Below are 11,578 nucleotides of genomic sequence, written 5' to 3'. Positions count from 1 at the left end.
CTGATCGGCCTTGCGCCGGTTCCGGGTCGTGCAGTCGGACCGGGTCAGCCGGTGCAGCCGCTCGAGCAGCGGGCCCGCGTCGGTCACGTAGCGGCGGACCGCAGAGTCGGTCCACGCCCCGTCGCCGTACCCGTGGAAGCGCAGGTGCAGCTCGGTGAGCCGCGCGACGGCCTGCACCGTCACCTTGTCGAACCGCAGCTCGCGGAGCCGGCGGGCGACGAGCTTGGCGCCGACGACCTCGTGGTGGTGGAAGCTGACGACGCCGCCGGCCTCGAACCGTCGGGTCGCGGGCTTGCCGATGTCATGGAGCAGCGCCGCGAGGCGCAGCACGAGGTCGGGACCCGGGACGGGGCCAGCGGGTCCGGTCTCGAGCGAGATCGCCCGTTCGAGGACCTGGAGCGAGTGCTCGTAGACGTCCTTGTGCCGGTGGTGCTCGTCGCGCTCGAGGTGCAGCGCCGGCAGCTCGGGCAGGACGTGCTCAGCGAGGCCCGTGTCGACGAGGACCTCGAGCCCGGGTCGCGGCACAGGGGCGAGCAGCAGCTTCGTGAGCTCGTCGCGCACCCGCTCGGCCGACACGATGGTGATCCGCTCGTGCATGTCTCGGATCGCTGCGAGCGCGTCGTCGTCCACAGCGAAGCCGAGCTGAGCAGCGAACCGCGCCGCCCGCATCATGCGCAACGGGTCGTCGTCGAAGGACTGCCGTGCCGCGACCGGCGTCCGCAGGACCCCGCGCGCCAGGTCCGCGAGGCCGCCGAACGGGTCGACGAACGTCAGCCCCGGGAGCCGGACCGCCATGGAGTTGACCGTGAAGTCGCGCCGCGACAGATCGCCCTCGAGCGAGTCCCCGAACGCGACCTCCGGCTTGCGCGACGACGCGTCGTAGGCGTCCGTCCGGTACGTCGTGACCTCGACGACGACGTCCTCGCCGCCGTGGCGTCGACCGTGCCGCCGCGCACCGATCGTTCCGAACGCCTTGCCGATGTCCCAGTGCGCGTCGCCCCACGCGGCGAGCAGCGCCTCGGTCTCGTCGGGGCTCGCGGACGTCGTGAAGTCGAGGTCGGCGCTCACCCGGCCGAGGAACGCGTCCCGGACCGGTCCGCCGACGAGCGCGAGCTCATGACCCGCCGCCGCGAACGTCTGCCCGAGCTCGATCGCCTCAGGCGCGAGGCCCGCGAGCACCCCGAGCGCGCGACGCTGGAGCGCGAGCAGCGCGCCCTGATCGGGCGCGCCTCCCCCGGAGGTGGCGGTCACGGACGGGTCGGTGGATGGCACAACGCCCAAGCGTGCCAGATGCCGACGCCCCTCGACGGCTCCGATCGGGCATCGGACGGGGACCGGACATGCACAAGACCGGCACGAGCCCGACGCCACGGGTGAAAGCGGCGAACCAGAGAGTCGTTACAGTGTCGATATGTCGAGCCCAGCGCGTGACGGAGGCGTCCCCACGCCACCCGGCGGTCACGCCCTGCGCATCGACCCCCACGCGCTCGGCGAGCGGGCCGTTCCGCACGTCCTCCCCGTGGTCGAGGAGACCTCCGCGGGTGGGCTCGTCGTGCGCACGCAGGACGGCATCCACCGCGCGGCCGTCATCGCGCGCCGCAACCGGGCCGGGCGCCTCGAGTGGTGCCTGCCCAAGGGTCACCTCGAGGGCGATGAGACCCCTGAGCAGGCGGCCGTCCGCGAGATCGCCGAGGAGACCGGGATCGTCGGTCGCGTCGTGCGCCGGCTCGGCATCATCGACTACTGGTTCACGGGCGACGATCGCCGCGTCCACAAGGTCGTCCACCACTTCCTCCTGGGGGCGGTCGGCGGCGAGCTGAGCGTCGCGGGCGACCCGGACGGCGAGGCGGAGGACGTCGAGTGGGTGGCGTTCGCCGACCTCGCGGCACGGCTCGCGTACCCGAACGAGCGGCGGCTCGCCGAGGCGGCACACCTGGTGCTCGCCAGCGGGGCATGAGTCCGTCGCGCCTCGGCCACGCGATGCCCCTCCGGTGGCGGGCCCTGCTGTGCGTGCTGGCGCTCGTCGGGCTCGGCGTCGGCGGAGCGGTCGGCGGACCGTTCGGGCCCGGCTCGGCGTCGGCGGCCACGCCTGCTGCGACTCCGGTTGCCGGCGGCGTGCTCGTCCAGGTCACCGCCGTCGAGCCGCAGGTCCTGCAGCCCACCCAGGACCTGGTCGTGACGGCGACGATCCGCAACGACACCGCGGCAGTGCTCGAGAACCCCCGCGCGACGCTGCGCATCAGCCGGTTCAGGCTCGCGTCGACGACCCAGCTGGAGACGTGGGCAGGCTCGGCGGTCGCGGCGGACGCCGGCAAGGCGGTCGGCTCGGTCGACATCCCCGGGCCTCTCGCGCCAGGCATGAGCGTCCAGGCGACCCTGACGGTTCCCGCGTCGGCGTTCGCGCTCCTCAACACCCCCGACGCCTGGGGTCCCCGCGGGCTGGCGGTCGAGCTCACCGACGCGGGCCGGCGTCTCGGTCTCGACCGCACCTTCCTGCTGTGGCTGCCGGACGAGACCGCGCCCACGGCGTCACCGGTCAGCGTGCTCGTCCCCGTCGTCGGCCCGGCGTCCGCGCCCGCTGCGACCACGACACCCAGCCCGGCACCGACCCCCGCGTCGACCCCGAGCCCGGCCGCGACAGCAAGCGTCGGCTCCTCGGCGGCCGCACTCGCGCTCGACGCCCTGACCAGCGCGAGCGGGCGCCTGCGCGCGGTGATCGACGCGACGGGCCACCACACCGAGGTGTCGTGGGCTGTCGACCCCTCGCTCGTCGAGGCCGCGGCTGCGGGCGGGTCGAGCTCGACGTCCTGGCTCGCCGACCTGACGCAGCGCTCCGCCCGGCGGGACGTGCTCGCGCTGCCCTGGGGTGACCCGGACCTGGCCGCGATCGCGCACGCCGACCGACCCGACCTGCTCACGCTCGCGCGCGATGCGTCCGCGAGCTCCGCGGCGACGGTGTTCGGCGGGAGCCCGCAGACCCAGCTGATGTGGGCCGCCGACGACATCCCCGATGCGACGACGGCCTCGCTCGCGGTGCGGTCCGGAGCCCGCGCCCTCGTCGTCGGCCCCCAGGCGCTCGCCCCGACCGACGGGGCGACGCCGACGAGGTCGGGCACCGTCGCGGTCCAGACCGACGCCGGCTCGCTCACCGCCCTCGTCCCCGACGCCGCGCTGACGGCCGCCCTGACCGACGCGAAAGCCGTGGACCCGGGCGCAACAGCCGCCACCGCGGCCCAGCGGATCCTCGCGGAGACCGCCGTCGCGGCGCACGAGAAGGCCTCAGCCGGGCAGCACCTGCTCGCCGCCCTCCCCCGCGACTGGGTCCCCGACGTGCCGATCGTCCAGGCGCAGCTCGACGCGCTCGCGACCGCACCGTGGGTCGACCTCACGTCGGTGACCGGACTGATCGGCCGTGCCCGCGACAGCTCGGCCCGCACGCCGCTGCCGACCAGCACGCGCAGCGCGCAGGAGCTGTCGCCCGCGCACGTCGGTGCGCTCGGCGACGCCCGGGCAGCGGTCGCGGCCTTCGCGACCGTCGTCGCCGTGCCCGACGCGCTGCTTGCCGGTCTCGACCGCGAGATCCTCAGCCCGCTCTCGGTGGCGTGGCGCGACGCCCCGTCGAAGCGCAGCGCCCTCGTCAACACCGTCCTCACGGACGCCAACGCGCGGCGCACCGGCCTGTCGGTCCTGGTCAGCCCCAAGTTCAACGTCATCGCGAGCGCGACCCAGATCCGCCTCACCGTCCACAACGCGCTCCCGCAGGCCGCCACCGTGCGGGTCGACCTCCGCCCGCGCAAGGCCTGCCTGACGGTGCCCGACGGCCCCACGCCGGCAACCGTGGCCGCCGAGAGCGACGCGACCGTCACGGTCGACGTGCAGGCCAACGCCAACTGCGACGTCGCCGTCGACGTGTACCTGCTGGCCTCGGACGGCACCATCGTGGCGTCGCCTGCCCAGTTCAGCGCGCGCCTCGCACCCACGATCGAGAACGTCGGGACCCTGGCCGTCGGTGCCCTGCTCGCCCTCGGGCTCGTCGTCGGGATCGTGCGGACCGTCCGGCGCGGGCAGACCGCCAACCGCGGCGCGCGGGTGCCGGCATCCGCCGCGACCGCTCCGGCTGAGGAGGACATCCCGTGACCGGGCCGATCGAGCCGGTCGACCCCGGCGCCGAGCTGGCGGGGGGCTCGACCGCCGGCCTCGGCCGCTCGACCGCGCTCATGGCGTCGGGGACTGCCGTCTCCCGTGTGCTCGGCGTCCTGCGCGGAACGATGCTCGTCTGGGCCATCAGCCTCAACGGCAACGCGGCGAACGCGTTCGCCCAGGCGAACAAGCTGCCGAACATCCTGTACCTGCTCGTCGCGGGCGGTGTCCTCAACGCCGTCCTCGTGCCCCAGGTCGTGCGCGCCTACCGGCGGGCGGACGGCCAGGACTACGTGGACCGGCTGCTGACCCTCGGGATCGCGCTGCTGCTCGGGCTCGGTGCCGTCCTGACCGTCGCAGCACCGTTCCTGATCGGGTTCTACTCCGACTTCACGGACCCGGCGGTCACGGCCCTCGCGGTCCTGTTCGCGTACTGGTGCATCCCGCAGATGTTCTTCTACGGGCTCTACTCGCTGCTCGGTCAGGTGCTCAACGCGCGCGGGAGCTTCGGCCCGTACATGTGGGCCCCCGTCGTCAACAACGTCGTCGCGATGGCTGGGCTGGCTGTGTTCATCGCGGTCAACGGCCCGTTCTCGAGCCACGAGGCCGCCTTCAACGACCCGGCCTGGTGGGGTGCGCCGCAGGTCACGCTCCTCGCGGGGACGTTCACGCTCGGCGTCGTCGCGCAGGCCGTCGTCCTCGTCATCCCGCTGTACCGCAGCGGCTTTCGCTACCGGCCGCGCTGGGGCTTCCGCGGGGTGGGTCTGCGGACCGCCGGCCGGGTCGCGTACTGGACCTTCCTCGGCCTGCTCGTCGGGCAGGTCGGCGTCTGGGTCGTCAGCCGGGTGACGACGGCGAGCGCGAGCAACAACCTCTACGACAACGCGTTCCTCATCTTCATGCTGCCGCACTCCATCGTGACGGTGTCCCTCATGACGGCCCTGTTCACGCGGCTCTCGGCGCGCGCCGCGGCCGACGACGTCGACGCCGTGCGCGCGGACCTGTCGCTGGGGCTGCGCACCGTCGGCCTGTTCACGGTCCTGGCGACGGCTCTCATCGCACTCCTCGCGCTCCCGCTCAGCCGGGTGCTGTTCCCCTCCGAGAATCTCGGCCCCCTGGGCAACCTGGCGCCCGTGATCGTCGCGATGGTGCTCGGTCTGGTCGCGTTCGGGGCCTGGTCCCTCGCGCAGCGGGTCTACTACGCGTACGAGGACGCCCGCTCGATGGTCCCGATCCAGGTCGTCATGGTCGTCGTCGTCATCGGCGGGACCCTGCTGGCGCGTGTGCTCCTCGCACCCCGGTACTGGGCCGTGGGTGCCGCGGGGTCCATGACGCTGTCGTACGTGGTCGGTGCAGCCCTCGGCCTGGTCGCGGTGGGTCGACGCCTGCACGGCATCGACGGGCGCCGTGTCCTGCAGGTCCACGTCAAGGCCGTCGTGGCGGCGGGCCTCGCGACGGTGGTCGCCGCGCTCGTCCTGCACCTCCTCGGCCCCGTGGGCGGATGGACGCACGCGGTCGTCATGTGCGTCGTCGGAGGCGGTGTGATCACGGCCGCCTACGTGGGACTGCTCGCCATGATGCGCGTCGAGGAGCTGACGGTGCTGATCCGGACGGTGACCGGGCGCCTCGGTGGCAGGCGGGCCGCGCGACGCGGTTGACGGTCCGCGTCTAGCATGGGGTCTCGGCGCACAGCCGGACTCATGGACCGCAGGAGGCCTGGTGGTGGACGTCGTCGGACGTGGCACGGTGCTCGCAGGACGGTATCGCGTCCTCCAGCCGCTCGCGTCGGACCTCGAGGGCTCGCCCGCGTGGCAGGCGACCGACCAGATCCTCGACCGTTCGGTGCGCGTGCGCATCCTCGTGTCCGGCAACGTCCCGCAGGCGCTCGACGCCGCCCGGCGTGCCGCCCTCGTCTCCGACCCGCGGCTCGTTCGCGTGCTCGACGTCGGCAGCCACGAAGGCGTCAGCTACGTCGTGACCGAGGAGGTCCGCGGCCCGTCGCTCGCCGACCTGCTCGCACGAGGACCACTCACGGGCGACCAGGCCCGCGCGATCGTCGGAGAGGTGGCCGCAGCGCTCGAGATCGCGCGCCGCCGCGGGGTCCACCACCTCGCGCTGCGTCCGTCGGTCGTGCACATCACGCCCGACGACAGGGTGCTGCTGACGGGTCTCGCGTTCGACGGTGCACTGCTGGGCCAGGGGCTCGGCGACGCACGCACGACGACCCGCGCCGACACCGTGGGCCTCGTCCGGCTGCTGTACGCCGCCCTGACGGGCCGGTGGCCGGTCGGTCCCCAGGACCTCGTCCCGACGACCGGACTGGGTTCGCTGCCGGCTGCGCCGCTCGCCGCCGACGGACCGGTGCCCCCGGGCGACCTGGTCGCGGGCGTCCCTGCCGACCTCGACACGCTGTGCGTCGTGACGCTCGGCTCGAACGACGACGGACCCCACAGCCCTGCCGAGCTCGTCCGTGAGCTCGAGCCCTGGGGTGAGATCCGCTCGATCGGACTGGCCGGTCGCGCCGACTCGGGCCCGTCGGTGCCCACCGGCGCCGCCGCGGCCGCGCCCGCCCCGTCGCTGGCTCCGGCACGCGTCGACCGGCAGTCGGTGCGCGCCACGTTCGAGCAGTCGCCCGCCGGCCCTCGGCTGACCGGTACGCCCCCGCCGGCGCACCCCGGCATCGCGTTCCCACCCGTGTCGAGCGGTCCGGAGCCCGCCGCAGCTCCTCCGCGTGTCGAGCGTCCGACCGTGGTCGGCCCGCTGTTCCCCCCGGTCGAGCCCGTCGTGGCACCCGCGTTCGAGCCCCGTCCCGATCCGGGCTTTCCCCCCGGTCCGCCGCCGTCCGTCCCGCCGGCACGCGCCAGCGCCCCCTGGAGCGAACCGGAGCGGCCCGGCGGGTTCGGCCTGCCGTTCGACGACCGGACCGACGAGCCGGAGGCCTTCTCGGAGCGCCGATTCGACCCGACGAAGCTGGTGATCGCCTTCGTCGCCGTCGCCGTCGTCATCGGTGTGATCATCGCGTTCCAGCTCCTGACGAAGCCCGTGACGCCGCGCGACGACGTCGTGCCTGCGCCCGTCGTCACGAGCTCCGCGCCCGCGAGCTCCACGGCTCCGGCCGCTCCGGCCGCACAGGCGACCTCGGCACCGCCCACCGTCCCGGCCGGCGGTGCGCCCGTCATCGCGTCGGTCTCGACGATCGACCCGTCGGACCTGGCTGCCGGCGAGCACCCGGAGCTCGCCGCCCGCGCGGTCGACGGCGACCCGTCGACCGCCTGGTACACCCGCACCTACACCAAGCCGAACTTCGGCGGAATCAAACCGGCGGTCGGGTTCGTACTGAGCCTCGCGTCGCCCGCGACCGTCACGTCGGTGACGCTGCACGTCAACGGCACGGGCGGCAACGTCGAGCTCCGGGCGACCGACGCCGCAAGCCCCACCGCGGGCCCGGTCCTGGCCTCCGGGCCGCTCTCGGCCGACACCGTGCTGACTCTGTCCACCCCGACACAGACGTCCTCGATCGTGCTCTGGTTCACCGCGCTCGCCCAGACCGCGGACGGCTCCAACCGCATCGAGATCACGGAGATCACGGTCTCCTGACGCTCGTTCACCGCTGCCCGCCACCGCCGGAGATCCGGAACAGATCCGGCCCCGGATCTGTTCACCGATCACCAACCGCCGACCCGCAAGGACTCCCCCGATGACCGACCAGACCTCTCCGCGCGACCTGATCATCGTCGGCTCCGGACCCGCCGGATACACCGCAGCGATCTACGCGGCACGCGCCGGCCTCGCTCCGCTGGTCATCGCCGGGTCGGTCACCGCGGGCGGCGCGCTGATGAACACGACCGAGGTCGAGAACTTCCCGGGCTTCCCCGATGGCGTCCAGGGGCCCGAGCTCATGGAGAACCTCCAGAAGCAGGCCGAGAAGTTCGGCGCCGAGGTCCTCTGGGACGACGCGACGTCCCTCGACCTGACCGGTCCGATCAAGACCGTCGTCGTCGGAGGTGGCGAGACGTTCACCGCCAAGGCCGTCATCCTGTCGACGGGCTCGGCCTACCGCGAGCTCGGACTGCCCGACGAGAAGCGGCTCTCGGGTCGCGGGGTGTCCTGGTGCGCGACGTGCGACGGCTTCTTCTTCCGCGACCAGGAGATCATCGTCGTCGGCGGTGGGGACTCCGCCGTCGAGGAGGCCACGTTCCTCACCCGCTTCGGCAAGCGCGTGACGATGGTCCACCGCCGTGGTGAGCTGCGCGCCTCGAAGATCATGGCCGACCGCGCCAAGAACGACCCGAAGATCGACTTCGCGTGGAACAGCGAGATCGTCGCGATCCACGGGACGGACAAGGTCACGGGTGTGACGCTCCGCGACACCGTCACGGGCGAGACCCGCGAGCACCCCGCGACGGGCGTGTTCGTCGCTATCGGGCACGTGCCGCGCACCGACCTGGTCGTCGGCCAGGTGGACCTCGACGAGAACGGGTACATCGAGGTCGTCGGGCGCTCGACGGCGACGAACCTGCCCGGCGTGTTCGCGGCAGGCGACGCGGTCGACCACGTCTACCGCCAGGCGATCACCGCCGCCGGCTCAGGGTGCGCTGCGGCCCTGGACGCCCAGCACTACCTCGCCGACCTGGAGGACGCCCGATGAGCACGACGTCGCCCGTCACGGACGCCACGTTCACCGCCGAGGTCCTCGAGTCCTCCATCCCGGTCGTCGTGGACTTCTGGGCGCCGTGGTGCGGCCCGTGCCGCCTCGTCGCGCCCGTCCTCGAGGAGCTCGCCGAGCAGTACGCGGGCCGCATCAAGATCGTCAAGCTCAACTCCGACGAGAACCCCGTGGTGACCGGGGACTACGGGGTCGTGTCGATCCCGACGCTCAACTTCTACTCCGGTGGCGAGCTGATCCGGTCCGTCATCGGCGCCCGCCCGAAGCAGGTCCTCGCGCAGGAGTTCGAGGCCGTGCTCGCCGAGGTAGCAGGGGCGTAGCTGCGTGCGTCGCTGACGGCGTAGCCCGGGCGTTCGGGGCAACACGCGGGTCGACGTCCGGACGAGGCCTGGAGCGGCCCTGCGCTCGTGCGACACTCGGGGGATGTTCCCGCACCTGAGCCCCGGCGACGCGACGTCGGGCACCCCGCCGACGCCCGCTGCCGGTACTCGGCTCGACCCGTGGCTCGGCGCCTACGCCGAGCGTGCGCACGCGATGCGAGCCTCCGAGATCCGGGCCCTGTTCGCGGTCGCCAACCGGCCCGAGGTCGTGTCGCTCGCGGGCGGCATGCCGAACCTTGCGGGCCTGCCGATGGACGTCCTCGGCGAGATTGCCCAGCGGGTCATCGCCACGCAGGGCGCGACGGCGCTGCAGTACGGCTCCGGTCAGGGCGACGAGACGCTCCGGGAGCAGATCCTCGAGGTCATGCGCCTCGAGGGAATCCATGCGCACCCCGACGACGTCGTCGTCACAACCGGTTCGCAACAAGCCCTGGACCTGGTGACGCGTATCTTCGTCAACCCCGGCGACGTCGTGGTGGCCGAGGCCCCCAGCTACGTCGGTGCCCTCGGGGTGTTCCGGGCGTACCAGGCCGACATCGTGCACGTGACGATGGACGCCGACGGGCTCATCCCCGCGGCGCTCGAGTCGACCCTCGCGGCGCTCGCCGCAGAAGGTCGCCGCGTCAAGCTCCTGTACACGGTCCCGAACTTCCACAACCCGGCGGGAGTGACCCTCTCGGCTGCGCGCCGGCCGCAGATTCTCGAGATCGCTCGGCGTTACGGGGTCCTCGTCCTGGAGGACAACCCCTACGGCCTGCTCGGGTTCGACAGCGAGCCGCTCGCCGCGATGCGCTCGATCGACGACGAGGGCGTCATCTACCTCGGTTCGTTCTCGAAGACGTTCGCGCCCGGCTACCGGGTCGGCTGGGCGGTCGCCCCCCACGCCGTCCGGGAGAAGCTGGTCCTCGCGAGCGAGTCCGCCATCCTGTGCCCGTCGAACGCTTCGCAGCTCGCGATCAGCGCCTACCTCTCGACCTGCGACTGGTACGGCCAGATCAAGTCCTTCCGGGAGATGTACCGCGAGCGGCGCGACGCGATGCTTGGCGCGCTAGCGGAGCACATGCCGGACTGCTCCTGGACAGTGCCCGACGGCGGCTTCTACACGTGGGTCAAGCTTCCCGACGGTCTGGACGCGAAGGACATGCTGCCGCGCGCCGTCACAGCTCGCGTCGCCTACGTGCCCGGCACCGCCTTCTACGCCGACGGCCAGGGCCGCGACCACATGCGCCTGTCGTTCTGCTACCCGACGCCGGAGCGCATCCGTGAGGGCGTGCGCCGCCTGGCCGGCGTCGTCGCGGGCGAGAGCGAGCTGGTCGACCTGTTCGGGACCAGCGGCGGCGACGGGCGCGACGGCGTCCAGACGCCCGGCCCTGACCTCGCCTGACTCGTTCGCCACCCCTGACCTACGGAGCGACAGACCTCGTGACCCCCTCCTCTGCAGTGACATCGCCGCGCGTCGTCATCCTCGCCGGCGGGCTGTCGCACGAGCGTGACGTGTCCCTGCGATCCGGTCGGCGGGTTGCCGAGGCGTTGCGCACCGTCGGGCTCGAGGTCAGCGTGCACGACGTCGACGCCGACCTCATCCCCGCGCTCTCCCAGACCCGTCCTGACCTGGTGTGGCCCCTGCTGCACGGGGCGAGCGGCGAGGACGGATCGATCCGTGACGTCCTCGAGCTGCTCGGGCTGCGTGCGCTCGGAACCGGGCCGCGGCAGAGCCGCATCGCCTGGAGCAAGCCGATCGCGAAGACCGTCGTCCAGCGTGCCGGCCTCGCAACGCCGGAGTTCGTGACGCTCCCCCAGAGCCTGTTCCGCGAGCTCGGCGCCAGCCGAGTGCTCGACGCGATCGTCGGTCGCCTCGGTCTGCCGCTGGTGGTCAAGCCGTCGAGGGGCGGATCCGCCCTGGGTGTCAGCTACGTCACCAGCGCGGCCGACCTCCCCCGTGCCATGGTGGCGTGCTTCGCCTACGGCGACACGGCGCTCATCGAGCGTGCCGTGATCGGCACTGAGCTCGCCGTCAGCGTCATCGACACGGGCGACGGGCCGCACGCGCTCCCCGCCGTCGAGATCGTCACCGACGGACCCTATGACTTCGACGCCCGGTACAACCCGGGGCGGACCGAGTACTTCACGCCAGCCCGGCTGACCGCCGAGGTGGCCGATCAGGTCGCCGAGATGGCGATCGCCGCGCACCGGGCACTCGGGCTCACGCACCTGTCCCGCACCGACCTCATCGTCGACGACGCCGGGACGGCACAGTTCCTCGAGGTCAACGTGGCGCCCGGCATGACCGAGACCTCACTCTTCCCCCAGGCCGCCGAAGCCGCAGGTCGTCCTCTCGGCGAGCTGTACCGGGAGCTCGTGATGGCGGCGCTAGCTCCCTGACCTGCGCAGA

At 72.9% G+C, this 11,578-nt stretch carries 9 protein-coding genes; 8 read left to right on the top strand and 1 reads right to left on the bottom strand.

Annotated features, from left to right (window positions below; translation table 11 throughout):
- A partial coding sequence (locus VFW79_RS02755; protein ID WP_329675778.1) for a CCA tRNA nucleotidyltransferase occupies nt 1-1,251 on the bottom strand: 1,251 nt, incomplete at its 3' end.
- Nucleotides 1,252-1,411: 160 nt separating this feature from the next.
- Here VFW79_RS02755 and VFW79_RS02750 point away from each other — a divergent pair.
- From VFW79_RS02750 to VFW79_RS02715, 8 genes are all read left to right on the top strand, one after another.
- A complete protein-coding gene (locus tag VFW79_RS02750) occupies nt 1,412-1,957 on the top strand; it encodes an NUDIX hydrolase (protein ID WP_329675777.1) in 546 nt (181 codons plus the stop codon).
- Nucleotides 1,954-4,137 (top strand): DUF6049 family protein, encoded by a 2,184-nt coding sequence (locus VFW79_RS02745; protein WP_329675776.1) that lies wholly within the window; start codon nt 1,954-1,956, stop codon nt 4,135-4,137. The genes VFW79_RS02750 and VFW79_RS02745 overlap by 4 nt, the downstream gene beginning before the upstream one ends.
- Nucleotides 4,134-5,798, top strand: a complete 1,665-nt coding sequence (murJ, locus tag VFW79_RS02740; RefSeq protein WP_329675775.1) for a murein biosynthesis integral membrane protein MurJ — start codon at nt 4,134-4,136, stop codon at nt 5,796-5,798. The genes VFW79_RS02745 and murJ overlap by 4 nt, the downstream gene beginning before the upstream one ends.
- 61 nt (nt 5,799-5,859) lie before the next feature.
- Entirely contained in the window at nt 5,860-7,737 is a 1,878-nt protein-coding gene (locus VFW79_RS02735; protein ID WP_329675774.1) for a protein kinase family protein, read from the top strand.
- Between the two features lie 100 nt (nt 7,738-7,837).
- Nucleotides 7,838-8,788 carry a thioredoxin-disulfide reductase gene (gene trxB / locus VFW79_RS02730; RefSeq protein ID WP_329675773.1) on the top strand — a complete coding sequence of 317 codons (951 nt, stop codon included), beginning with the start codon at nt 7,838-7,840 and terminating at the stop codon, nt 8,786-8,788.
- The gene (gene trxA / locus VFW79_RS02725) at nt 8,785-9,126 is read left to right on the top strand and encodes a thioredoxin (protein ID WP_329675772.1); all 342 of its coding nucleotides are present in this window, start codon (nt 8,785-8,787) and stop codon (nt 9,124-9,126) included. Before trxB ends, trxA begins: the two co-directional genes overlap by 4 nt.
- 103 nt (nt 9,127-9,229) lie before the next feature.
- The gene (locus VFW79_RS02720; protein ID WP_329675771.1) at nt 9,230-10,570 is read left to right on the top strand and encodes a PLP-dependent aminotransferase family protein; all 1,341 of its coding nucleotides are present in this window, start codon (nt 9,230-9,232) and stop codon (nt 10,568-10,570) included.
- 38 nt (nt 10,571-10,608) lie between these two features.
- Nucleotides 10,609-11,568, top strand: a complete 960-nt coding sequence (locus tag VFW79_RS02715) for a D-alanine--D-alanine ligase family protein (RefSeq protein WP_329675770.1) — start codon at nt 10,609-10,611, stop codon at nt 11,566-11,568.
- Nucleotides 11,569-11,578 lie beyond the last annotated feature (10 nt).

Origin of the sequence: Cellulomonas sp., from assembly GCF_036279715.1 — a bacterium.
Classification (GTDB): domain Bacteria; phylum Actinomycetota; class Actinomycetes; order Actinomycetales; family Cellulomonadaceae; genus Cellulomonas_A.
Note: the sequence above shows the minus strand (reverse complement) of the source record. Positions and strands in the feature narration are given on the sequence as shown.

Bases quoted from the DNA above. Each gene is read 5' to 3' on its own strand.
- trxB (WP_329675773.1), top strand. From the start codon at position 7,838: ATGACCGACCAGACCTCTCCGCGCGACCTGATCATCGTCGGCTCCGGA.
- trxA (WP_329675772.1), top strand. From the start codon at position 8,785: ATGAGCACGACGTCGCCCGTCACGGACGCCACGTTCACCGCCGAGGTC.
- VFW79_RS02750 (WP_329675777.1), top strand. From the start codon at position 1,412: ATGTCGAGCCCAGCGCGTGACGGAGGCGTCCCCACGCCACCCGGCGGT.
- VFW79_RS02745 (WP_329675776.1), top strand. From the start codon at position 1,954: ATGAGTCCGTCGCGCCTCGGCCACGCGATGCCCCTCCGGTGGCGGGCC.
- VFW79_RS02720 (WP_329675771.1), top strand. From the start codon at position 9,230: ATGTTCCCGCACCTGAGCCCCGGCGACGCGACGTCGGGCACCCCGCCG.